This is a genomic window from Arthrobacter sp. V1I7 (assembly GCF_030817015.1).
Taxonomy (GTDB): domain Bacteria; phylum Actinomycetota; class Actinomycetes; order Actinomycetales; family Micrococcaceae; genus Arthrobacter.
The window spans coordinates 1,813,752-1,835,696 of record NZ_JAUSYS010000001.1 but is presented as its reverse complement, the minus strand read 5'-3'; the positions used below and the strand labels follow the sequence as shown (position 1 = coordinate 1,835,696).

The window sequence follows — 21,945 nt, the reverse complement described above, 5'->3', positions numbered from 1 at the left end:
AAGCTTAGGGCTCCCTGGAGATGAGCAGCTCGTGGGCACCGGCCGCCGCGGCACCCCGTGATTCCACGACAGATTTGGTGCGCAGGCGCGTTGCGGCGTCAGCGGCGGGGCCGGCGCACGGGCCCTGCGGGGCGTCGGCCGCTACCGAGCACCAGCGGTAGGGTCCGCGGACCATCACCGATGGCGCCCAGGCCAGGTCCGAGGCGGCCCACGTTCCCGCCGCGTTCTGGCTGAACTGCGCCCGGACCAGCAGCCCTTCGTTGTTCACCACATACCACGGCGAGAGTTCGGTGATGCCGTTGCCGAGGCCGTAGACAATCCAGGTTCCCTTGTACTGCTCGATCGGCAGCACCGAGTGGCTGTGGTGGCCGTAGATCATGCTGAACTGCCCGCTGTCCACGAGCGCATGGGCGACGTCGTGCTGCTGGGCGTTCGGCTCACTGGAGTACTCGTCGCCGGCGTGCAGAGCCCCGAGCACGATGTCCGCGCCCAGTGCCCTGGCCCGGCGCGCCTTGGCGATCATCGCCTCCGGTTCCAGCAGGTCCACCTGCCAGGACTGCTCGGGACTCTGGCCGTTGAGGCCGTACGAGGCGGCCACCACCGCGATCCTGGCCGCGGGGGTCTGCAGGATCAGTACGCCCTGCGATTCAGCCTCCGTGCGGTAGGAGCCGGTATGCTGCACTCCGGCGGCGTCGAGGGCATCGAGGGTGCGGACGAGTCCCTCCGTGCCGCGGTCAATGGTGTGGTTACTGGCCGTCGTGCAGGCCTGATAGCCCACGGCACGTGCGGCGGGGATGATCTGCGGCGGCACGTTGAAGGAAGGGTAGGCGGAGAAGGGGCCCGAAGGGTCAGCCACGGGGGTCTCCAGATGGCAGATCGCGAGATCGCTCCTTGCGAGGTACCGCCGCTGTCCTTCCAGCAGCGGACCGAAGTCCAGCCCGGGCACACCAGTGCTGCGGGCGTCCTCGCGGGCCTGCTGCCAGAGCTGGGCGTGGACCAGCATGTCCCCGGTGACAACGACGGTGGCGCAACGCAGGGCGGCGCAGCCGGGCCCCCGGCCCGGCGTCGGGGTTGGTGTCGGGGTTGGTGTCGGGGTTGGTGTCGGGGTGGCCGGCGTCGATGCGCGGGACGGAGGCTCCGCGTTCCCCGCGGTCCCGCCGGCGCCCGCCGAGGGACTCGAGGTGTTGTCGTCCGGCCCGGCCGCGAACAAGCCGCAGGAGGCCAAGGATGCCATAAGTGCCGCCGCGGCGGCTGCGGCGCGCAGCCGGCCGCGGGGCGTTGCTGAGGTGTTCCCCATGCCGGACATCCTACGGTGCCGCCGTTCGAAAACGCTGAAGCCACCGTTGAGAACTTCCCGCTTGCATGAAAGAGTTCCTTCATGACCAACCCCCTACTGCGCCCCAGCACGCTGCCTTACGGCCTGCCTCCGTTCGCCGAGATCGACGACGAGCACTACGCCGAAGCCGTGGCGGCCGGCCTCGCCGAGCATTTGGCCGAGCTCCAGGCGATCGTCGAGACACCGGAGCCGGCGTCCTTCGAGAACACCGCACTGGCGATGGAGCGGTCGGGGCAGCTGCTGCAGCGTGCGGCGGCGTCGTTCTTCACCCTCGTCTCCGCCGACGCCTCGGACACGATCCTGGAGCTGGAGACCCGGTTGTCCCCCCGCTTCTCGGCCCATCAGGACGCCGTCTACCTGAACCGCGGACTGTACGAGCGCTTCGCCGCCATTCCGACGGACCAGCTCGATCCCGAATCCGCCCGGCTCGTCGAGGACTACCTCAAGGAGTTCCGCCAGTCCGGAATCCAGCTGGATGGGCCGGGCCAGGAGCGGCTCAAGGCCGTCAACGCGGAGCTCGCCCGGCTGGGCACGGAGTTCGGCCAGCGGGTCAAGGAGGGGATGAAGTCCGCGTCCCTGCTCCTGGACGACGCCGCCGAACTCGCCGGGCTGCCGGCCGACGATGTGTCCAGCGCCGCCGAGGCGGCCCGCGCCGCCGGACACGAAGGCAGGTTCCTGCTCACCCTCATCCAGCCCGGCAACCAGCCGGCGCTGGCCGCCCTGGAAAACCGGGACGTGCGCCGGCGGCTGTACGAGGCCTCGACCGGACGCGGCAGCGGCGGCGGCAGCCTCGATGTGCTGGACCTGGTGAAGCAGATGGTCCGGCTGCGGGCGGAGAAGGCAAGGCTCCTGGGCTTCACCAACTTTGCCGAGCTGACCGTGGACCAGCAGACCGCCCCCGATTTCGAGGCGGTGCGGACCATGCTGAACCGGCTCGCCCCCGCCGCCGTCCGGAACGCCGACGCCGAGGCAGAAGCACTCGCCGAGGTCGCCGGGCACCCCCTGGCGGCCTGGGACTGGGCGTATTACTCGGCCAAGGTCAAGCGGGAACGGTACGCGGTGGACGAGCAGGCCCTGCGCCCCTACTTCGAGCTGGACCGCGTCCTGAACGACGGCGTGTTCTTCGCCGCCAACGCGCTCTACGACATCACCTTCACCGAACGCAGCGACCTCGCGGGTTACCACCCGGACGTGCGGGTCTGGGAAGTCCGGAATTCGGACGGCACGGAACTGGGCCTGTTCCTGGGTGATTACTACACCCGCGAATCGAAGCGCGGAGGGGCCTGGATGGACTCCCTCGTGGACCAGTCCGGGCTGCTGAACACCCGGCCTGTGGTGATCAACAACCTCAACATCTCCAAGCCGCCGGCCGGGGAGCCCACGCTCCTGACCCTCGACGAGCTCCGCACAACCTTCCACGAGTTCGGGCACGCCCTGCATGGCCTCTTCTCCTCGGTGACGTACCCGCGGTTCTCCGGCACCTCGGTGCCCCGGGACTTCGTGGAGTATCCCTCGCAAGTCAACGAGATGTGGATCATGTGGCCGGAGGTGCTGGCCAACTATGCCCGCCACTACGCGACCGGTGCAGCGCTGCCGCAGGAGGCGGTCGAGAAGCTCGACGCCGCCCGGCTCTGGGGCGAAGGTTTCGCGACCACCGAATACCTGGGGGCGGCCCTGCTGGATCTTGCCTGGCATGTGCTGGACGTTTCCGAGGTGCCCGAGGACGTGTTGGAGTTCGAGGCCAAGGCGCTGGCCGCCGCGGGAGTGGCGCACAGCCTGATCCCGCCGCGCTACCGGACCGGGTACTTCCAGCACATCTTCGCCGGCGCCGGCTATGCCGCGGGCTACTACTCCTATATCTGGAGCGAAGTCCTGGACGCCGAGACGGTGGAGTGGTTCAAGGAAAACGGCGGGCTCAGCCGGGCCAACGGCGACTTCTTCCGGGCCGAGCTGCTCTCCCGCGGCAACAGCCGGGATCCGCTCGAGTCGTTCCGCGCCTTCCGCGGCCGCGACGCCCGACTTGAACCGCTGCTGAAGCGCCGCGGCCTGGACTGAGCCCTAAACAACGACGAAACAACGACGCCGGTCCCCCACCCAAGGAAGGTGAGGGACCGGCGTCGTACATCAGGAGTGCAGAGGCAAAGGGCGGGGCTGATCCGGCAGCGCGCGTAAAAGGGGCCCCCGCCCAAGCTCGCCGCGAAGCGGCCTAGCAGGGCGCGGGGAATAGCGCGCAGAGGATCACGCCGTCTGTCGCCCCCAAGAAACGCGAATTACCAGCCGCGCTCGGCGAGGCGGTGCGGGGCCGGGATCTCGTCGACGTTGATGCCGACCATGGCCTCGCCCAGGCCGCGGGAGGCCTTCGCGACCTCTTCCGGGTCATCGAAGAAGGTGGTGGCCTTCACGACGGCGGCGGCGCGCTGGGCCGGGTTGCCGGACTTGAAGATGCCGGAGCCGACGAACACGCCGTCGGCGCCGAGCTGCATCATCATGGCGGCGTCGGCCGGGGTGGCGATGCCGCCGGCGGTGAACAGGACAACAGGGAGCTTGCCGGTGGCGGCAACTTCCTTGACCAGTTCGTACGGTGCCTGCAGTTCCTTGGCGGCGACGTAGAGCTCGTCCTCGGCCATGCCGGAGAGCTTGTTGATCTCGGCACGGATCTGGCGCATGTGGGTGGTCGCGTTGGAGACATCGCCGGTGCCCGCTTCACCCTTGGAGCGGATCATGGCCGCGCCCTCGTTGATGCGGCGCAGGGCCTCACCGAGGTTGGTGGCGCCGCAGACGAAGGGAACCGTGAAGTTCCACTTGTCGATGTGGTGGGCGTAGTCGGCCGGGGTCAGGACCTCGGATTCGTCGATGTAGTCCACGCCGAGGGTCTGGATGACCTGGGCTTCGACGAAGTGGCCGATCCGGACCTTAGCCATGACCGGGATGGACACGGCCCCGATGATCGCCTCGATCATGTCGGGATCGGACATGCGGGACACGCCGCCCTGGGCGCGGATGTCGGCGGGCACGCGTTCCAGCGCCATGACTGCGACCGCTCCGGCATCCTCAGCGATGCGGGCCTGCTCGACGTTGACGACGTCCATGATGACGCCGCCCTTGAGCATCTCCGCCATGCCGCGCTTGACGCGGTTGCTGCCCGTCACGTTCTGGGCGGATGCGCCGGCTTCGCTGCTTACATCTGGTGTAGACACAAAAACCCCTATGGGTAGATAGATGACCTCGCCGGGGCGCGGACGGCATACAGCTGCCGTTCCCGCACACACCGGATTACCGGATCCATTGGCCGGTAGTGCTAATACTAGTCCCCTGCCGCGACACGGCTGAATTCCCGTTACCGGCGCAGGAGCAGGGATACCGGGACCTTCAGGCGGCCTGTTCCGAGGCTGTGCCCTCAGGCTCCGCGAGCGACTGCTGGTGCACCGCGATGATCCGCTGCACCACCGTCACGAGGCTGGCCAGGGCCAGCAGGCACAGCGTTATGAAAAGCACCACGGTTGGCAGGCCCAGCCCGGTGAAACCGGTGACGACGAGGACGGAAACGAGCCTCTCGGCGCGCTCGGCAATGCCGACGTTGGCGTGGAAGCCGAGCGCCTCGGCCTTGGCCCGGGCGTAGGAGACCACCATCCCGAGGACCAGGCAGATGAGGGCGGCAAACGCGATGAGCGTGTCCGCACCGCCGGTGAAGAACCAGACCGCGACGCCGGCGAACAGGGCACCGTCGGCCACACGGTCCAGGGTGGAGTCCAGGAAGTTGCCCCAGCGGCCCTCGCGCTGCTGCATCCGGGCCATGATGCCGTCAATGACGTCGGAGAAGACAAAGGCCGTGATGAACAGCGTGCCCCACCAGAGCTGTCCCAGCGGGTAGAACACGAGCGAACCGACGACGACGCCGAGGGTTCCGACGACGGTGACGGCGTCCGGCGAGACACCGATCCTGAGCAGCCAGCGGGCGAGCGGGGAAAACAATGCGGTGAAGAATCCACGTGCGTGCCTATTCAGCATCTGGCTCCCCGGCAGGGGTTTCCCGTGCACCGCCGGTTTTCTGCGGGCTGCCCGTCTCCTGCGGCCAGGCGTCCGCGACCTGCTCGCGGACCTCCCCGAGGGTCTGGGTGATCGCCTTGGTCTGGGCAATGATCGGGAAGAAGTTCCCGTCACCGCCCCACCGCGGCACCACGTGCTGGTGCAGGTGGGCGGCGACGCCGGCCCCGCCGGTGACACCCTGGTTCATGCCCAGGTTGAACCCGGTGGGATTGGCCACCTTGCGCAACACCCGCATGGCTGTCTGGGTCAGCTCCGCGAACTCCGCCGTTTCCTGCACCGTCAGATCCGTGTAGTCCGGGACGTGCCGGTACGGGCAGACCAGCAGATGCCCCGGGTTGTAAGGGAACAGGTTCAGCACGACGTAGCTGGTCCGGCCCCGGTACACGATGAGTGAATCCTCGTCGTCCCGGTCCGGTGCGACGCAGAACGGGCAGTCGTCCTGGTTCTTGAACTGATGCTGGCCGCCCTTGATGTACGCCATGCGGTGCGGGGTCCACAGGCGCTGGAAGGCGTCCGGCACCCCAACCAGGCCAAAGTCGTCTGTCACGACGTCGTCGCCCGGATGCCCCGGGCCGGCTCCTGTGGTCTCCTGCACGCCGTGCCCCTAGCTGGTCCGGTTGCGGACGGCGTCGATGATCCGCTGGACTGCTTCGGCCACCGGCACGCCGTTGTCCTGGCTGCCGTCGCGGAAGCGGAAGGACACGGCGCCGGCGTCGGCGTCGTCTCCCCCGGCGATCAGCACGAACGGGATCTTGTCCTTGCTGGCCGTGCGGATCTTCTTCGGGAAACGGTCCGAGGAGATGTCCACCTCGGCGCGGATGCCCGCCGCCTTGAGCTGGTCCACGACGTCGAACATGTAGTCGTTGAAGGTCTCGGCCACGGGGATGCCGACGACCTGCACGGGTGCCAGCCAGGCCGGGAAGGCGCCGGCGTAGTGCTCGGTAAGGACGCCCATGAACCGTTCCACGGAACCGAACAGGGCGCGGTGGATCATCACCGGGCGCTGGCGGGTGCCGTCCGCGGCCTGGAACTCGAGTTCAAAGCGCTCCGGCAGGTTGAAGTCCAGCTGGATCGTGGACATCTGCCAGGTGCGGCCGAGGGCGTCCTTTGCCTGGACGGAGATCTTGGGGCCGTAGAACGCGGCTCCGCCCGGATCCGGGATGAGCTCCAGGCCGGAGGCTTCGGCCACTTCGGCGAGGGTGCGGGTGGCTTCGTCCCAGGCGGCGTCGTCGCCCACGAACTTGTCTTCGTTCCTGGTGGAGAGTTCCAGGTAGAAGTCGTCCAGGCCGTAGTCCTTGAGCAGGCCCAGCACGAAGTTCAGCGTGCTGGTGAGCTCGTCCTTCATCTGGTCACGGGTGCAGTAGATGTGGGCGTCATCCTGGGTCATGCCGCGTACCCGGGTGAGGCCGTGCACGACGCCGGATTTCTCGTAGCGGTAGACGGAGCCGAATTCGAACAGCCGCAGCGGCAGTTCGCGGTAGGACCGTCCGCGGGACCGGAAGATCAGGTTGTGCATGGGGCAGTTCATCGGCTTCAGGTAGTAGTCCTGGCCGGGCTTGCGCACGGTGCCGTCCTCGTTCAGTTCCGCGTCGATGTGCATCGCCGGGAACATGCCCTCCTTGTACCAGTCCAGGTGGCCGGAGACCTCGTAGAGGTGTCCCTTCGTGATGTGCGGGGTGTAGACGAAGTCGTAGCCGGCATCCACGTGGCGCTGGCGGGAGTAGTCCTCCATCGCCTTACGGATGATGCCGCCTTTGGGGTGGAACACCGGCAGGCCCGAACCCAGCTCGTCCGGGAAGGAGAACAGGTCCAGCTCAGCGCCCAGTTTGCGGTGGTCGCGGCGTTCGGCCTCGGCGATGCGCTCCTGGTAGGCCTTGAGGGCGTCCTTGGTGGGCCAGGCGGTGCCGTAGATGCGCTGCAGCTGCTGGTTGTTCTGGTTGCCCAGCCAGTAGGCGGCCGAGGACCTGGTCAGGGCGAACGCGTTGGAGATGAGCTTGGTGTTGGGCAGGTGGGGGCCACGGCACAGGTCGCACCAGATGCTGTCCCCGCTCTTGCGGTCCACGTTGTCGTAGATGGTGATGTCTCCGGCGCCGACCTCGACGTTGACACCTTCACCGGCGTCGGCGGCGTCGTTCTTCCTGCCCAGCAGTTCGAGCTTGTAGGGCTCGTTCTTCATGGCTTCGCGGGCCTCGTCCTCGCTGACGACGCGGCGGACGAATTTCTGGTTCTGGTTGATGATCTTGAGCATCATCTTTTCCAGGGTCTTCAGGTCTTCCGGGGTGAACGGCTCCTCGACGTCGAAGTCGAAGTAGAAGCCGTCGGTGATGTACGGGCCGATGCCGAGCTTGGCGTCAGGGCGCAGCTGCTGCACGGCCTGGGCCATGACGTGGGCGGTGGAGTGGCGCAGGACGTTGAGGCCGTCCGGGGAATCGATGGTGACGGCCTCGACCGTGGCGTCCTCGGGCAGCGGCTGGTCAAGGTCCTTCAGCTCGCCATTGATGCGGGCCACAACGACGTCGCGGCGCTCAAAGAAGAGTTCCGCGCCGGTGGTCCCGATAGTCACCTTGGTCTCTTCGCCATCGACGAGAAGGGTGATCTGCTGGGCATCTGACACGGGTGTCTCCTATTTCAAAGTTAAGGCTTCGTAGCTTGTGGCGTACGGGGACCACAGCCAGCCTCGTCCATGCTATCGGTTTCTCCGGAGGCCAACCAACGCCGCCGGCGGCGTGGCGGTTGCCGCCCGGTTGCCGCCTGGAGAGCGGCGGAGACCGGGTCTTCAGCTGCCCAGCCCGGTGATGGCCAGATTCCGGGTGATCCCGTCCAGCGCGCCCGGGGGCTCCGGTTCCCGGCAGGCGGGCAGGCCGGGGGCCGGCTCCGGGAACGGCAGGGTCCCGGTGTTGCTGAGGTCCCAGGCCATGCTGGCGCTGATGCTGATCCCCCGCGGGCCGGTCCGCCGGGTGGTCCCCCGGATCAGCAGCAGCCGGGTGCCGAACAGCAAGGCTCCTGCCTGCTCCTGGGCCTCATGGAAGAAGACCGAATCCACGCAGCCCGTGCCGTCGTCGATGCTGATGAACACCACCCGGCGGCCGCCGCGCATCGGCGGGGTCTGGGTGGCGATCCGGACGCCGGCCACCAGCACCTCGGTGCCGTTGCGCAGCCCCAGCAGCTTGTCGGCCGTGGTGACACCCAGCCGGTTTAGTAACGGCCGGTGGCTGGACATCAGGTGGTCGCTGACGTCCACGGCCATCAGATCCAGTTCCGCCCGGACGGTGTCCACCAGGGTCGGGGCCGGGAGGGCGGCCTTCAGGTTGCTGAGTTCGACGTCGCCCAGCGGCAGGGACAGCTGGCCGTCGATCACCTCGGTCCCTTTCCGCTGGGGGCGGCCCTGCAGGCTCTGCAGGTGCTGGACCAGGTCAGCGCGGTTGCCGGAATTCCCCGACGCCCGGTGCAGGGAATCGAAGGCCCCCAGCTGGGCCAGCCGCTGGATGCTCGGCTTACTCAGCCGGGACCGGGCGCGCAGGTCCGCGAGGGAGTCATAGGGCTGTCCCGCCACGATCCGCTTCAGCTCGGTGCCGGAAAGGCCGTAAATGCCGTTCAGGCTCAGCCTGATGCCCAGTTTGCCGCGGTCGGGGCCGGCTGCCACGCGCTCCACCCGGTACTCGGCCCGGCTCAGGTTGATGTCCAGGGGCAGGATCGGGATCCCCAGCCGCCGGGCCTCCGCGACCAGGAGTCGCTTGGGATACATCCCGGGATCGTGCTCCCACAGCCCGGCGAGGAACGCCTCCGGGTGGTGGGTCTTGAGCCAGGCCGACTGGTAGGTGGGCACGGCAAAGGCAGCCCCGTGGGCCTTGCAGAAACCGAAGCTCCCGAAGGCCTTCAGCGTCCCCCAGACCTTGTCAACCACCTCGGGGCTGTACTTCCGGGCCCGGGCCTCCTTCCGGAAAAACTCCTCGACCCTGCCTTCCAGGACCTCGTTGCCCAAGGCCCGGCGGAATTCATCGGCCCGCGCCAGCCCGCAGCCGGTCATCACGTCGAAGGTCTTCAGGATCTGCTCGTGGAACACGGTGACGCCGTGCGTCTCCTTGAGGACCGGTTTGAGATCCGGGTGCGGATAGACCTCCGGCGCGAAGCCGTGCCGGTGCTCCAGGAAGGGCCGCACCATGTCCGACTTCATCGGCCCCGGGCGGAACAGCGAGATGTCGATGATGAGGTCGTTGAATTCCCGGGGCGCCAGTTTGCCGATGAGCTCGCGCTGTCCCGGGGATTCGATCTGGAAACAACCCAGGGTGTGGGTGCTGCGGATCAGCTCGTACGTCGGTTCGTCATCGAGCGGTACGGTGTTCAGGTCAATATGGCCGTCCGCGGAAATGTAATCGGGTCCCGTACCGTCCGGACCGGCCGGATGCGCCCCGGCCGCCACCACCTCGGCCTTGGACGGATGCAGCCGGATGACCTCGCGGACGGCGAACGCCATGGCGCTCTGCATCCGGACCCCCAGCACATCGAGTTTGAGCATGCCCATGGGGTCCATGTCGTGCTTGTCGAACTGGCTCATCGGCAGGCCCAGGCCGCTGGGCTGGACCGGGGTGCGGTCCAGCAGGGTGGCATCGCCGAGAATGACGCCGCACGGGTGCATGGAGATGTGGCGCGGGAGCCGGTCCAGCCGCTCGGTGAGGTCCACCAGCAGATCCAGTTGCTGGTTTCCGTTGAAGTCCCGTTGTTCCACCCGGCCGGCGAATTCCTTCAGCTCCGGTTTCTCCTCGAGCGCCTCACGGAAGTTGCGGGCAGAGAACCGCCACAGCTGCTTGGCAATATCCCCGATTTCGCCTTCCTCCATGCCCAACGCCAGTCCGGCATCCCGCACGGCACCGCGAGCGCGGTAGCCGTTCTGCATGCTCATCAGCGTGACGCGTTCGGAGCCGAAGCGCTCAAAGATCTTCCGGTAGACGTTGTGCCGTTCGGCGCTTTCGACGTCGATGTCGATATCCGGCAAGGTGGCACGGTCCCGGGACAGGAAGCGTTCGAAGATGAGGTCGTGCTGGAGGGGGTTCACCTGGCTGACGTCGATCAGGTAGTTGACCAGGCTGGAAGCCCCGGATCCCCGGGCGGCGGCCCGGACGCCCAGGTCCAGGATCATCCGGGAGACCTCGGCGACGGTGAGGAAATAGGATGCGAAGCCCAGGCTGTCGATGATCCGCAGCTCGTGTTCGAGCCGGCTGCGCAGTTGCTCGGCGGCTTTCCCAACGATTCCGGGGAAGCGGCGGTTGATACCTGCCTCGCACCGCTGGCTGAGCTCGACGAGGGGATCCCCGGCGATTCCGATCACGGAAGCCTCCGGAACCACCGGCTGCTTCCACCCCATGTCGCGGACTGGGTCCATCCGGCAACGGTCCGCGAGCGCCTCGGTCTGGGCCATCAGCCGTTTCAGGTCCGCGGTACCGTATCCCGCCGCCTGCATGATCTCTTTGCCCAGCTGCAGCATCTGCGCCGCCGATTTGAGCCAGCCCTGCCCGTTGGGCTGAAGCAGCGGGGCGGCGGAAAGCTCCGGCAGCGACTTCAGGGTCCGGGCCGAGTCCAGCACATCGGCCGTGGCGGCCCCGTCCTCGGCGGCGTAGCGCACGGCATTGCTCAGCACGGCGGGCACGCCGTGCTCCGCGGCGAGTTTGAGCATCCGCACCGCGTGGGCGGTGCTCAGCGGCTCGCCGGGCGGGCTGAGCTGCGTGACCACCTCGGCGGCGAGCGTCCCCGGCGGCATGGCGTCCAGCCAGCGTTTGAACAGGGTGCGGGGGCGCAGGTAGCGCCGGCCGCCCATCTCCCGTCCGACGTCGGAGTCCGGCCCGATCAGGACGGTCAGGACCGGTTGCAGGGTTTCCGGGTGAAGGGTCCGGGAGGCCAGTTCCGCCCGGGTTACGGCGACGGGCACCGCTCCCCCGGCCTTGCCGGTGGTGCGCGCATGCGCGTCGGAGATCAGCCGGCACAGTGCCCGGTAGCCGGCGCCGTTGTTGTGCCCGTGGGCCAGGACCAGGACACGTCCGCCCACCTGGGTGCGGAGATCGCCGTCGTCGTCAAAGACCGCAAGGTCCACCCCGACGACCGGATCCAGTCCCGCGGCCATGCAGGCCTTCAGGTGCTTGACCGTCCCGTACAGGCCGTCGCGGTCCGTGCAGGCAAGCGCGGTGGCGCCGTCGGCCGCAGCGGCGGCGGCCAGTTCATCCGGCCAGGAAACCCCGTAGTGGGCGCTGAAGGCGGTGGAGACGTGGAGATGGGTGAAGCTCATGCTGATTCGGGCTTCCGGAAAGGAAGCAGTGCGTCGTGGATCCGCAACAGCCGCCAGCGGCCGCTGCCGACATGACGGGTCAGGTCAAGGGTGAGGGTTTCCGGATCCGGGAACCCGGACCGGCGTACCTGGACCCGCCAGATCTCATGGTCCACCAGCCCGGGGCCGCTCCCCAGCGGGGCCCGCTGTTCTTCGGCCCACCATTGGCGCCGCTCATACCAGCGGACCGGCTCGGCGCAGACACTGTACTGACGGCCGGCCCAGTCCAGCTTTAACGGGACTCCGGAAGGGGTACAGACAACGTCAACCGACTCGCTGAACATGCCCAAAGTGCCTCCCGGACCAACCCCTGTAAGAACCCACCAGTAAAACCACCGGTAAAACCCCGGTAGCTAAAACCATCCGGCAGCTATTCGAATATATCTTCGAACAGTTCCAGTCTACGCCGGGGCCGGGACAAAACCTAGATCGGGGGTGGACGGACGCCTGCACAGGTAGCAGGATTGAGCCATGAGCTCCCATAACGCACTCCTGAAGCACGTCAGCATCGCCGCCAAGGACACCGCCTTGGTGGCGAAGTTCGATATAGACGGAAATATCCCAGGCCAGGGCGCCTTCGTGGTAGGCCTTCTAGCCGCCGAACCGGACTATTCCCACCAACGCAGGCTGGGGATTGAGTTCATGAACGGCGAGGCCATTTCCTTCTACTACTTCAACCACGACGGAACTGAAGAGAATTTCGACCTCAAGGGCGTGGAGCACTCCGGCAACTCCATCACCGGCAGCTTCCCCATAGAGACGGTGCTCGGCCTCCCCAAAGGACACCTCATGACCGCCTTCAGCGACTGTGACGGCCGGGACTACCAGGCCAACGTTCCGGTGGAAGAGTCGCTCTAAGCCTCCGCTAGGAGCTGGCCTTGTAGACTTCCAGCTCCAGCGTGATGAAGGCATCGATCATGGCCCGGTACGTCTTTTCAACCAGGTCGACGTCGATGTCTTTGTGTTCGGCCGTGGCCCGGACGTGTTCGATGACACGCTCCACCCGCCCCGGCGCCCGCACTTCGGCGCTGTCAGCCTTGAGGGTGCCGGCGATCCGGATGAGCCGTTCCCGGCGTCCGATCAGGGACACAATCTGCTCATCCACCTCATCGACTGCAACCCGCACGGCGGCGAGCTGTTCCCGGTCGGCCTGGCTGGTCTTGTCGTCTGCGTGATTTGTGGACATGTGCATGACAGTATCGAAATATGCAGCCACGAGTCGACCTAATTTCACTGGGTGTCCGCAGTGTTGACGCCTCCCGCCGCTTTTATGTTGACGGCCTCGGTTGGCCCGTCCACCGGGAAGCCCCGGGTGAAGTGCTCTTCATCCAGGCCAACCACGGCCTGGTCCTTTCGCTCTGGGATGCGGGGCAGATGCAGTCCGAAGCGGCCACCGATCCCCCGGCGGGCATTCCGTGCATCACGCTGAGCCACAACCTGGGCAGTGCCGTGGAGGTCGACGGGGTGATGGCGGACGCCGAGACGGCCGGTGCCATCATCGTCGCCGGGGCCAAGACCCAGCCCTGGGGTGGCTATACCGGCTACTTTGCCGATCCTGACGGCTACCGCTGGGAGGTCGCCTTCAATCCCACCTGGGCGGTCGACGCCGGCGGCAGGGTAACGCTCTGACGCTCGCCTTCTGACTTAGAACAGGCTTCCTACCGGCTGGATGAGCTCCGGGGAGTCGTTCTTCACGTTCCCGACGGCGGTGCCCACGGCGTCAATGGTCCAGCCCTCCGCGACGTCGTGCGCCCCCGCCCGGACCAGCCCCACCAGGGCGGGGGCATCGTCGGCCTGCGGGTCCAGCCACGTCTGCATGGTCTCGCGGTCCATCGGCAGTGGAACCCTGTCATGCAGCGCGGTCAGTTCCGCCAGCATCCCCCCGGCGTAACCTTCCGGCGGCGAGTCTGTAGTCATGATCGAGGTCGAGAGCATCCAGCGCTCCGGGTCGTCGTCGGCCTTTGACGGGTCTTTCCACCATTCATAGAGGCCGGCGAAGACAATGGGGCGCCCATCCTTCGGGTGCACGTAATAGGGCTGTTTGCTGCGCCCCTCACCCTTCCATTCGTAATAGCCGTCGGCCGGGACGGCACAGCGCCGGGAGCGCGTGGCCTTCCGGAAAGCAGGTTTCTCCAACACGCTTTCGCTGCGTGCGTTGATCATCTTCGAGCCGATGCCCGGGTCCTTCGCCCAGGATGGCACCAGGCCCCAGCGCGCAATGTGCAGCTGGCGGACCGGCTCGCCGTCCACCAGCCGTTCCAGGAGGATGGGCACGTCTGCCGTCGGGGCCACATTCCACGACGGCGGGATGGCGATCTCCTCCTCGAGCCCGGCGTCGAACTCGGCCAACAGGTCTCCGACGGCCCGGGCCATCACATAGCGTCCGCACATGGCACCAGCATGCCATCGCGCCGGCTCAGCGGGAATAGCGGGCCGCGGGTTACGGTTATTGGGAGTGACGTCCGACTTGTGTCGGCAACCGGCGCTCAACCAGCACCGTCAACCAGCTTTGAGGAGAACTTCGTGGACTTCACCCCCGAATCCGGCACCATCACCATGTTTTCAACCACCTGGTGCGGGTACTGCAACCGCCTGAAGAAGCAACTGGACGCTCAGGGCATCGGGTACACGGAGATTAACATCGAAGAAGTTGATGGCACCGCCGATCTCGTGGAGAAGCTCAACGGCGGCAACCGCACCGTCCCCACCGTGCTGTTCCCGGACGGCACCGCAGCCACCAACCCTTCCGCGGCAGAGGTCAAGAACCGGCTCGCCGCCTAGAACCACCAGGTTTACGCACGACTTCAACCACGACGGCGCGGCCCCTCAGGGGCCGCGCCTTACCGCGTGTTGCGACGCGCAAGAGGGAGATTCTCATGGTCCACAAAGTCAAAGGCGTAGTAGCCCGCTCCAAGGGAGCCCCCGTCACGGTGGAGACCATCCTGGTCCCCGATCCCGGACCCGGCGAGGCGCTGGTGGATATCCTCACCAGCGGCGTCTGCCACACCGATTTGCACTACAAGCTCGGGGGCATCAACGACGACTTCCCGTTCCTGCTGGGCCATGAGGCTACCGGCGTTGTCAGCGCCGTCGGACCCGACGTCACCGAGGTGGCCCCCGGCGACCGGGTGGTGCTGAACTGGCGTGCCGTCTGCGGCGAATGCCGGTCCTGCCGACGCGGCAAACCGCAGTACTGCTTCAACACCCACAACGCCACGCAGAAGATGACGCTGGAGGACGGCACCGAACTCACGGGCGCGCTGGGCATCGGCGCCTTCGCCGAAAAGACCCTCGTTGCCGCCGGCCAGTGCACGAAGGTCGACTCCGACGCCGACCCGGCCGCCGTCGGCCTGCTGGGCTGCGGCGTCATGGCCGGCCTCGGCGCCGCCATCAACACCGGAAACGTCTCGCTCGGCGATTCCGTGGCGGTCATCGGCTGCGGCGGAGTGGGCACGGCGGCCGTCGCCGGCGCCGCGCTCGCCGGCGCCACCACCGTGATTGCGGTGGACATCGACGCCAAGAAGCTGGCCCGGGCCAAGGAACTGGGCGCAACCCACACCGTTGACTCCTCCGAGGTCGACCCGGTCGAGGCGATCCGTGAACTGACCGGCGGTTTCGGCGCCGACGTCGTGATCGACGCCGTCGGCCGCCCCGAGACGTACAAGCAGGCGTTTTACGCCCGCGACCTCGCCGGCACCGTGGTGCTGGTGGGGGTCCCCAGCCCGGAGATGACCCTGGAGCTGCCGCTCCTGGACGTTTTCGGCCGCGGCGGCTCGCTGAAGTCCTCCTGGTACGGCGACTGCCTGCCCTCACGCGACTTCCCGATGCTCATCAGCCTCTACCGGCAGGGCAAGCTGGATCTCGATGCCTTCGTCACCGAACGGATCACCATCGACCAGATCGAGGAAGCGTTCGACAAGATGCACGCCGGCTCCGTGCTGCGCTCGGTCGTCGAACTGTGAGCGCCGGAACCGGGGGCACCGTGCGGATCGATCGGCTGGTCACCTCGGGCACGTTTTCGCTCGACGGCGGCACCTGGGATGTCGATAACAACGTCTGGATCGTCGGCAACGACGAGGAATGCCTGATCATCGACCCGGCGCACGATCCGGCCGCGGTGGAGGCCGCCGTCGCGGGCCGCAGGGTCACCGCCGTCCTCCTGACTCATGGCCACGATGACCACATCAGTGCCGTCGGCGAGGTCCGTGACCGGGTCGGAGCTCCGGTGTACCTCAACCGCGAGGACTGGATGCTCTGGGAGCGCGTGTTCCCCGGCACCGAACCGGAGCACGCCATCGCGGACGGGGACACCTTCGACGTCGCCGGAGCCCGGCTCGTGGCGCTGCACACGCCGGGGCATTCACCCGGCTCCACCTGCTTCTACCTGCACAGCGAAGGGTCCGTCTTTTCCGGCGACACGCTGTTCCAGGGCGGGCCGGGCGCCACCGGCCGGTCCTTCAGCGATTTCCCCACCATCATCGAATCCATCCGGAGCAAGCTGTTGACGCTCCCGGCGGACACCGTGGTGCTGACCGGCCACGGCGACCCGACAACGGTCGGCGCCGAGGCGCCGCAGCTGGAGGAATGGATCACCCGGGGGCACTGAGCCCGGCGATAGAGGGCTGACATCGAAGGCCGGGCACCGCTGGTGCCCGGCCTTTCCTATGCCGCTCAGCCGCGCAGGCCGGCGAAGGCTCCGTGGCCGAGCTGCGCGTAGCGGGCGTAGGTTCCAATCACGGCCGCCTCAATGGCGTCGACATCCAGCTGCGGGACGAGGTCGTTGACGGCTCCCGCCGTCGCCGGGTCCCAAGCCAGGCCGAGCGCGGCGTAGCTGGCTTCCAGGACGGCCCGGATCGGGGCCGAGTCCTCCACCACGATCACTGAGCTGAACAGCCAGCCGCCGGCGACAACCCGCTGGGCGGTGCCGACCAGCTTCACCTGGTGCGAGGGCAGCTCCGGATTCCGGCCGTGGACGCTGAATTCGCCGGGGCAGTACTCGCCGGGGATCTCGCCGACGGCGGCGTCAACCCCGGCGCTGCGGAGTGCCTGCGCGAGCAGTTCGCCGAAGAAGGAAAAACGGCCCTTGGCGCCGACGATCGCGTCCCGTTCCGGTTCCAGGTGGTCGATCACCAGGGTCCCCTGATGATAGGCCGCGGCCCGGCCGCCGGCTTTGCGGACCAGGGGCTCAAAGCCGAGGCTGCGGCAGGCCCGGGCGGCGGCGTCGAAGCCCGGAAGATGCGTGTCCCGCTGCCCGAAGGCGACGGTGGGCACCGGCCGGTAAAGCCGCAGCGTGGGTCCCAGATGGCCGGCCTTGACCTTCTGCAGCAGCTCGATCGCGAAGTCCAGGTCCCCGGCCGCACCGAGGGATTCCTCCTGCCGGACAATCGTCAGCGTCCGTGGTCCGCCAGCGGCCTCCGGCATGTTGTTTTGCTCCCTTATGATCATCTGGCAGTTCCTCGTTGTTGCCGCCGCGTTTGCCGTTCTCGATTCCGTCCGGCTCAAGTCGACGAGCAAGTTCTACCGGCGGAATCTCGGGCACCTCATGGCGGACCAGCCCCATCTAGGGTACGCCGTCGTGTTCTACGTCCTGTACATCATCGGGATCGTCTTCTTCGCGCTGCCCGGCGCCGGACGGCGGCAGCCGGCTCACCGCCCTGGGCTACGGCGCCGCCCTGGGAAGCTTAGGACGCCCGCAGGGTCAGGATCTGTTCCGCCCGGCCGAACGGCCCCTGAAGGTCGTGCAGCACCGTCGAGGTCAGGCCGATGCCGTCCGTCCCGAACGAGACTTCATTGTCCAGCCCCAGCCATTCCCCCGCGGGCCGCCGGTACATGTGGACCTGCAGGTCCAGGTTCGGGAAGGCGTAGCTGCCCCTGCCCGGCGGGACGCGCGCCGCAATCCCGTTGGCGGTGTCCACGAGGCCGATCAGCCGGGCCAGTTCGCTGCTGTCGCCCTTGTCTGTCAGCGGATGTTCGGTGTGCAGCCAGACGGTGCCCGAACCGGCGCGGTGGCCCTCGGCAATCCGCATCCGCAACGAGGCGATGTACCCGCCCGGCCAGACGCTCGCGGCGTCGTACGGCTCGCAGGCTTCCGGCGCGGGGATCCGGGGATCTTCGACGGCAGCGATCGCGGACGTGTCGGACATGATCATCCGCCATGCCGTCGCACGGATGGCCACCTGGCCGTCCGCCACCAGCTCGGCCTGCACCAGCTCAATAGTCCGCCCCGGCCGCAGCGTCGTGGTGATGACCTCGAACTCGCCGCCGGGGATCAGGCCGAGGATCTCATAGCTGAGGCGGGCCATGCGCATGTCCTCACGGGGCTCGTGACGGTCCAGGCAGTCCGCCAGAATTCCGGACGCGGGCGCCATGTGCTGTTCGTGGTCATTCCATGCACCCTGGGCGTGGATGGTGGAGCGGAATCGACCTTCCCCCAGCACCTCGTAGTAGAAGTCGCCCTCGGCAAGCTCCGGTAATACAGCAGTCAACGTCCGCCCTTTCGCGTGGCTGGTGATTTCAGAACACCCTATCCCTTCGGGCCGTCGGCACCGGAGCCCCGGTCCTGATGCGCTGGATCAGGTCGCCGTTGGGGCCGTTCCCGCCAACCTCCTGGTCGAAGCGGCACTGCTCGACGTAGCCACATACAGGCCACTCAGGATGCACTTGTGCGGGCGAGGGCATCCTGACGCCGTCGCGCGCCCGGTCCTCGACAATCCAGGTGGGAACCGCGGTGCAGCAGGGGCGGAACTGTCACCTCCGGGCGACGATGATGAGGCCATGCAGCGGCGCCGCCACTGATCCGTCTCTGTCCGTGAAAGGTTGGAGTATTGCGTTTGCTCCATGGCGCACCTGGGCGTACTGCTCCTGGTTCATCCGATCCATCAGGGGCGTGCCTTCCACTTCGCCCACGACGAAATCATCCGCTGACGCATAGCGCGCCGTTCCGACGTGGGTCCGGATGGCCGTGACCGTAAGGCCTGCTTCGACGAAAAGCCGCTGGAGTCGTGCGGGATCGCCGCAAGCCCAGTACACCCTCAAGAGGGACATCGCCTCCGCCCCGGCATGCCGGGCCACCAGCTCCACGAAGGGCCCATAGGCCGGCTGGTCCTCGAGCCGGCTGGGGACTGCAGCCGCGATCGTTCCGCCAACGGCGGCAACCCTACCCATTTCCCTGAGAGCGCCCGCCGCATCAGGGAAAAACATCAATGCCATCTGACAAAGTACCGTGTCGAAGTCCGCGTCGCGCAAAGGTAGCGCTGCTGCATCGCCCTGCAGCCACGTGATGTCCGGGCGAACGCGCGCGGCCACCGTAAGCATGGCGTCATTGATGTCGACGCCGGTCACTGCGGAGGCCCCGGCAATTTCGGCGGCACGGCGGGCCGCGATGCCTGTTCCACAGGCAACGTCGAGAATGCGCTGACCGGGCGCGACTCCGGCTTCTGCCACCAGCAGCTGCGCCCACTCTGCGAATATTGCCGGCACAAAGCGCTCTTCATATGCCTCTGCCGCGGCAAGTTCCAGTTGGAATGTCTCTGATGTCATCGTTATCGCCCCTCCGGTAATGGCTGTTATTCACAAGGATCCGCTCCGCATCGACAGGCCCACATGGGTGCTTGCACCTATTTTTCGACTCCCCATGCGGACTCTGGCGCCCGTCGGGCCTCACACGTCTGCAGCTTCTGCGGGTGAGCCGGCAGTAAAATGAGGAATGGCTTCCGCCGCGGGGCAATTGCTCGATGACGGCTGTATCGCCCTCGATGCTGGGGACTGGCTTAGCGCCCGTTCGCTGTTTGAGCTCGCGCTCAAGACGGAACCGGGGCCGGAGGCGGCGTATGGGTTGGCGAGGGCCGTGGAATGGGCCGGAGAATTCGAAAGCGCCATCCGCCTCTATGAAAAAGCCTTCGTGATGTACCGCAGGCAGGGCCAGGTGCGCTTTCCGGCCCTTATCGCCGCTCGCGAGCTGAGCTTTCTCTACGGCGCGGTCTACGCGAACGCCGCGGCCGCGGACGGCTGGATGGCACAGGCCCTGCGTTTGGTGGGCGAAGCGGGTGAATGTGTGGAGCGAGGCTGGGTCCATCTGGCCGAATGCCTCGCTACAGATAATCCAGCCCACATCCGGGACCATGCCGCCGCTGCAACGGAACTCGGCAAGCGCTTCGCGGACCCGGATCTGGAGTTCTGCGCCCGCAGCTACGAGGGGCTGTCGTTGGTTCTCGATGGTCACATCGTCGAAGGCATGCGGCTTGTCGACGAGGCGGCCGCCGCGGCCACCGCGGGCGAGGTCCGCGACTATCAGGCCGCCGGCGAGATTTACTGCAAGATGCTCCTGTGTTCCGAGCTGACTCTTGATGTACGACGCGCTCAGCAGTGGATGGAGGTCGCTGACCGTTTCGGCCAACGCGCTCACGCAGTCTGGGTACCGGCCATCTGCGGCACGCATTACGCGGGGATCCTTACGGCTGCCGGTCGCTGGTCCGAGGCGGAGGACCGCCTGGTGTCAGCCATCCATGATTACGATGCCGGCTTTCGGGGCCTGCGCTCCGCCGCAGTGGTGCGGCTCGCCGACCTGCGGTTGCGCCAGGGTCGGCTGGAGGAAGCGGCTTCCCTGCTCAAGAACAACGAAACCGATTCCTACGCGGTGGGCCCACTGGCCCGGCTTTGGCTGGCCAACGGTGAAATCGACAGCGCGGCCAGCGTCTTGGTTCGTCATGTGGCAGATTCCGGCGGGTCCGTGCTCCTTGCCTCCGAACTCGCGCTGCTGGCCGAGGTGCATCTGGCTGCAGGACGCCTCGATGCTGCGGCCACCCTCGGGTTAAAGCTGAATGCTATCGCCGCTGCCGTGGGGTTGGCGCAGTACCGCGCCCTTGCCGAGTACACACTGGGAATAGCGGGTCTTGCGGCCGGCGACGCCGGTTCCCGGGCACATTTGGAGGCGGCGCTGGCGTTCTTCGGCGAGGCCGGTCTGCCGCTCGAACAGGCCCGCTGCCGGCTCGCACTGGCCCGAACTATGGCCTCCGCCGAACCGGAGCTTGCTGCCTCCGAAGTTCGTACCGCAATAAGGGACTTCCAGCTGCTCGGCGCCGCCTACGATGTGGACGCTGCTGCACAGGAACTTCGCCGGCTCGGACACGGCTCCCTCACCGCTCCCCGGCTGGGAGGCCGCCTGACAGCACGGGAATCCGAAGTCCTGCAGCTCGTTGCCGAGGGGCATTCGAACATCCAAATCGCAGCACGCCTGTTCATCAGCAAGCGGACCGTGGAGCACCATGTGGGCAGCATTCTAGCCAAACTAGGATTTAACACCCGCGCCCAGGCCCAGGCCTACGCGTATAGAACCCTCAAAAATGAGCGGCCTTAGACACACCGCCCTGTTGGGGGAGCGGTCAGGGAGGTCCCAGTTCATTTCCGGCGTGGACCCGCCATCCCGACGGACCCGCCGGATGCGCGCCGGCGGTATTGCCACCGGAACGGCAGGACTGGGTAAACTCGGAATCAGGTTTCTCCGACTATCCTCCGAAGAGGTGCTCTCCTGATCCGAGTCATCAGTTACAACCTCCGTAAGCACAAGGCCAGTGGTGAGCTGATTGATCTGGCCCGCGATTTCGAGATTGACGCCTTGTGCCTCCAGGAATGCGACACCAAGGATCTACCGGAAACCATCGGCGATCTGCACCTGGCCGATGCCACCAAGGGCAACCGGCTGGGACTGGCGATCTACTACCGCATGAGCCGGTTCACTGCCTATGAAACCAAGACCTTCGCGCTCAAGAAGTCCATGCATGACCGCATCCTGTCGCCCGCGCACGAGCGCCTCATCGGCACACGCGTGATCGACAGGGAAACGGACCACGATCTCGTCATCGCGTCGTTCCATGCGGCCCCGCTGACCGCCTCGAATTCGCTCCGGCGAAACCAGATCCACGCGGCGCACGCCGAACTGCTCAGCATGGGCGGCGGCCTGATGTCGCTCATGGTGGGTGACTTCAACTACCCGTTTTTCACCAAGTACCTCACCGCCCAGATGAAAGACGCCGGTTACGACCTGACCCTCAGCGACCGGCGGACCTACACACGGTACAAGGTCTTTAAGGGACACTTCGACTTCGCCACGTCGCAGGGCCTTGTGATCGAAAATGTCGAAACCCTCCCCCGCGGCGCCTCCGACCACCTCCCCATCCTGATATCGGCCGAGTACGGTCAGGACGCCCCGGCCACCGGCTGACCGTTCCAGGCAGAGTCCCGGCAGGGC

Annotated in this window: 20 protein-coding genes and 1 pseudogene; 9 read left to right on the top strand and 12 right to left on the bottom strand. The window is 66.9% G+C overall.

What is annotated here, in order from left to right; all coding sequences use genetic code 11:
* Positions 1-4: 4 nt before the first annotated feature.
* Complete coding sequence (locus QFZ69_RS08610) at positions 5-1,297, bottom strand: CapA family protein (protein WP_306917306.1); 1,293 nt, start codon at positions 1,295-1,297, stop codon at positions 5-7.
* An 81-nt stretch (positions 1,298-1,378) separates the two neighbouring features.
* Here QFZ69_RS08610 and QFZ69_RS08605 point away from each other — a divergent pair, with 81 nt between their 5' ends.
* Positions 1,379-3,391: a M3 family metallopeptidase gene (locus QFZ69_RS08605; protein WP_306917305.1), complete on the top strand. Its 2,013-nt coding sequence runs from the start codon at positions 1,379-1,381 to the stop codon at positions 3,389-3,391.
* A gap of 215 nt (positions 3,392-3,606) precedes the next feature.
* Here QFZ69_RS08605 and pdxS read toward each other — a convergent pair whose 3' ends face one another.
* The 6 genes from pdxS to QFZ69_RS08575 all read right to left on the bottom strand — a co-directional run bounded on the left by pdxS (position 3,607) and on the right by QFZ69_RS08575 (position 11,989).
* The gene (gene pdxS, locus QFZ69_RS08600) at positions 3,607-4,533 is read right to left on the bottom strand and encodes a pyridoxal 5'-phosphate synthase lyase subunit PdxS (RefSeq protein ID WP_306917303.1); all 927 of its coding nucleotides are present in this window, start codon (positions 4,531-4,533) and stop codon (positions 3,607-3,609) included.
* A gap of 172 nt (positions 4,534-4,705) precedes the next feature.
* A complete protein-coding gene (pgsA, locus tag QFZ69_RS08595; protein ID WP_306917300.1) occupies positions 4,706-5,344 on the bottom strand; it encodes a phosphatidylinositol phosphate synthase in 639 nt (212 codons plus the stop codon).
* Positions 5,334-5,978 (bottom strand): HIT domain-containing protein, encoded by a 645-nt coding sequence (locus QFZ69_RS08590; protein WP_306917299.1) that lies wholly within the window; start codon positions 5,976-5,978, stop codon positions 5,334-5,336. Before QFZ69_RS08590 ends, pgsA begins: the two co-directional genes overlap by 11 nt.
* Positions 5,979-5,987: 9 nt before the next feature.
* Positions 5,988-7,997: a threonine--tRNA ligase gene (thrS, locus tag QFZ69_RS08585; RefSeq protein WP_306917297.1), complete on the bottom strand. Its 2,010-nt coding sequence runs from the start codon at positions 7,995-7,997 to the stop codon at positions 5,988-5,990.
* 162 nt (positions 7,998-8,159) lie between these two features.
* A complete protein-coding gene (locus QFZ69_RS08580) occupies positions 8,160-11,660 on the bottom strand; it encodes a DNA polymerase III subunit alpha (protein WP_306917295.1) in 3,501 nt (1,166 codons plus the stop codon).
* Complete coding sequence (locus tag QFZ69_RS08575) at positions 11,657-11,989, bottom strand: DUF6504 family protein (protein ID WP_306917294.1); 333 nt, start codon at positions 11,987-11,989, stop codon at positions 11,657-11,659. The genes QFZ69_RS08580 and QFZ69_RS08575 overlap by 4 nt, the downstream gene beginning before the upstream one ends.
* A 181-nt stretch (positions 11,990-12,170) precedes the next feature.
* Here QFZ69_RS08575 and QFZ69_RS08570 point away from each other — a divergent pair, with 181 nt between their 5' ends.
* Positions 12,171-12,557, top strand: coding sequence for a hypothetical protein (locus QFZ69_RS08570; protein ID WP_306917293.1), 387 nt, complete (start codon positions 12,171-12,173; stop codon positions 12,555-12,557).
* A gap of 7 nt (positions 12,558-12,564) precedes the next feature.
* On the opposite strand, the gene QFZ69_RS08565 is transcribed toward QFZ69_RS08570, so the two are convergent.
* On the bottom strand, positions 12,565-12,891 hold the full coding sequence (locus tag QFZ69_RS08565; protein ID WP_306919639.1) for a chorismate mutase: 327 nt from the start codon (positions 12,889-12,891) through the stop codon (positions 12,565-12,567).
* Positions 12,892-12,905: 14 nt separating this feature from the next.
* Here QFZ69_RS08565 and QFZ69_RS08560 point away from each other — a divergent pair, with 14 nt between their 5' ends.
* The gene (locus tag QFZ69_RS08560; protein WP_306917291.1) at positions 12,906-13,328 is read left to right on the top strand and encodes a VOC family protein; all 423 of its coding nucleotides are present in this window, start codon (positions 12,906-12,908) and stop codon (positions 13,326-13,328) included.
* A 15-nt stretch (positions 13,329-13,343) separates the two neighbouring features.
* Here QFZ69_RS08560 and QFZ69_RS08555 read toward each other — a convergent pair whose 3' ends face one another.
* Positions 13,344-14,090 carry an SOS response-associated peptidase gene (locus QFZ69_RS08555; RefSeq protein WP_306917290.1) on the bottom strand — a complete coding sequence of 249 codons (747 nt, stop codon included), beginning with the start codon at positions 14,088-14,090 and terminating at the stop codon, positions 13,344-13,346.
* Positions 14,091-14,222: 132 nt separating this feature from the next.
* Here QFZ69_RS08555 and QFZ69_RS08550 point away from each other — a divergent pair, with 132 nt between their 5' ends.
* From QFZ69_RS08550 to QFZ69_RS08540, 3 genes are all read left to right on the top strand, one after another.
* Positions 14,223-14,480, top strand: a complete 258-nt coding sequence (locus QFZ69_RS08550; RefSeq protein ID WP_306917288.1) for a mycoredoxin — start codon at positions 14,223-14,225, stop codon at positions 14,478-14,480.
* A 95-nt stretch (positions 14,481-14,575) separates the two neighbouring features.
* Positions 14,576-15,661, top strand: a complete 1,086-nt coding sequence (locus QFZ69_RS08545) for an S-(hydroxymethyl)mycothiol dehydrogenase (RefSeq protein ID WP_306917286.1) — start codon at positions 14,576-14,578, stop codon at positions 15,659-15,661.
* Positions 15,658-16,305 (top strand): MBL fold metallo-hydrolase, encoded by a 648-nt coding sequence (locus QFZ69_RS08540; protein WP_306917284.1) that lies wholly within the window; start codon positions 15,658-15,660, stop codon positions 16,303-16,305. Before QFZ69_RS08545 ends, QFZ69_RS08540 begins: the two co-directional genes overlap by 4 nt.
* Positions 16,306-16,370: 65 nt before the next feature.
* Here the strand turns inward: QFZ69_RS08540 and QFZ69_RS08535 are convergent, their stop codons facing one another.
* The gene (locus QFZ69_RS08535; RefSeq protein WP_306917282.1) at positions 16,371-17,120 is read right to left on the bottom strand and encodes a lipoate--protein ligase family protein; all 750 of its coding nucleotides are present in this window, start codon (positions 17,118-17,120) and stop codon (positions 16,371-16,373) included.
* Here QFZ69_RS08535 and QFZ69_RS08530 point away from each other — a divergent pair.
* Positions 17,119-17,268, top strand: a pseudogene (locus QFZ69_RS08530) (hypothetical protein); the annotation flags it as partial. The gene QFZ69_RS08535 and the pseudogene QFZ69_RS08530 overlap by 2 nt on opposite strands.
* A 112-nt stretch (positions 17,269-17,380) precedes the next feature.
* On the opposite strand, the gene QFZ69_RS08525 reads toward QFZ69_RS08530, so the two are convergent.
* Together QFZ69_RS08525 and QFZ69_RS08520 are read right to left on the bottom strand one after the other, a co-directional pair.
* A complete protein-coding gene (locus QFZ69_RS08525; RefSeq protein ID WP_306917281.1) occupies positions 17,381-18,184 on the bottom strand; it encodes a thioesterase family protein in 804 nt (267 codons plus the stop codon).
* A 262-nt stretch (positions 18,185-18,446) separates the two neighbouring features.
* Positions 18,447-19,238: a class I SAM-dependent methyltransferase gene (locus tag QFZ69_RS08520; RefSeq protein WP_306917279.1), complete on the bottom strand. Its 792-nt coding sequence runs from the start codon at positions 19,236-19,238 to the stop codon at positions 18,447-18,449.
* A gap of 166 nt (positions 19,239-19,404) precedes the next feature.
* Here QFZ69_RS08520 and QFZ69_RS08515 point away from each other — a divergent pair, with 166 nt between their 5' ends.
* Both QFZ69_RS08515 and QFZ69_RS08510 read left to right on the top strand, forming a co-directional pair.
* Positions 19,405-21,054: a LuxR family transcriptional regulator gene (locus QFZ69_RS08515; protein WP_306917277.1), complete on the top strand. Its 1,650-nt coding sequence runs from the start codon at positions 19,405-19,407 to the stop codon at positions 21,052-21,054.
* A 174-nt stretch (positions 21,055-21,228) separates the two neighbouring features.
* A complete protein-coding gene (locus tag QFZ69_RS08510) occupies positions 21,229-21,918 on the top strand; it encodes an endonuclease/exonuclease/phosphatase family protein (protein ID WP_306919638.1) in 690 nt (229 codons plus the stop codon).
* Positions 21,919-21,945 lie beyond the last annotated feature (27 nt).

Coding starts and splice junctions, on each gene's coding strand:
- QFZ69_RS08605 (WP_306917305.1), top strand. CDS start 1,379: ATGACCAACCCCCTACTGCGCCCCAGCACGCTGCCTTACGGCCTGCCT.
- pgsA (WP_306917300.1), bottom strand. CDS start 5,344: ATGCTGAATAGGCACGCACGTGGATTCTTCACCGCATTGTTTTCCCCG.
- QFZ69_RS08535 (WP_306917282.1), bottom strand. CDS start 17,120: ATGCCGGAGGCCGCTGGCGGACCACGGACGCTGACGATTGTCCGGCAG.
- QFZ69_RS08610 (WP_306917306.1), bottom strand. CDS start 1,297: ATGGGGAACACCTCAGCAACGCCCCGCGGCCGGCTGCGCGCCGCAGCC.
- QFZ69_RS08580 (WP_306917295.1), bottom strand. CDS start 11,660: ATGAGCTTCACCCATCTCCACGTCTCCACCGCCTTCAGCGCCCACTAC.
- QFZ69_RS08570 (WP_306917293.1), top strand. CDS start 12,171: ATGAGCTCCCATAACGCACTCCTGAAGCACGTCAGCATCGCCGCCAAG.
- QFZ69_RS08565 (WP_306919639.1), bottom strand. CDS start 12,891: ATGCACATGTCCACAAATCACGCAGACGACAAGACCAGCCAGGCCGAC.
- QFZ69_RS08545 (WP_306917286.1), top strand. CDS start 14,576: ATGGTCCACAAAGTCAAAGGCGTAGTAGCCCGCTCCAAGGGAGCCCCC.
- QFZ69_RS08520 (WP_306917279.1), bottom strand. CDS start 19,238: ATGACATCAGAGACATTCCAACTGGAACTTGCCGCGGCAGAGGCATAT.
- QFZ69_RS08555 (WP_306917290.1), bottom strand. CDS start 14,090: ATGTGCGGACGCTATGTGATGGCCCGGGCCGTCGGAGACCTGTTGGCC.
- QFZ69_RS08560 (WP_306917291.1), top strand. CDS start 12,906: ATGCAGCCACGAGTCGACCTAATTTCACTGGGTGTCCGCAGTGTTGAC.
- QFZ69_RS08515 (WP_306917277.1), top strand. CDS start 19,405: ATGGCTTCCGCCGCGGGGCAATTGCTCGATGACGGCTGTATCGCCCTC.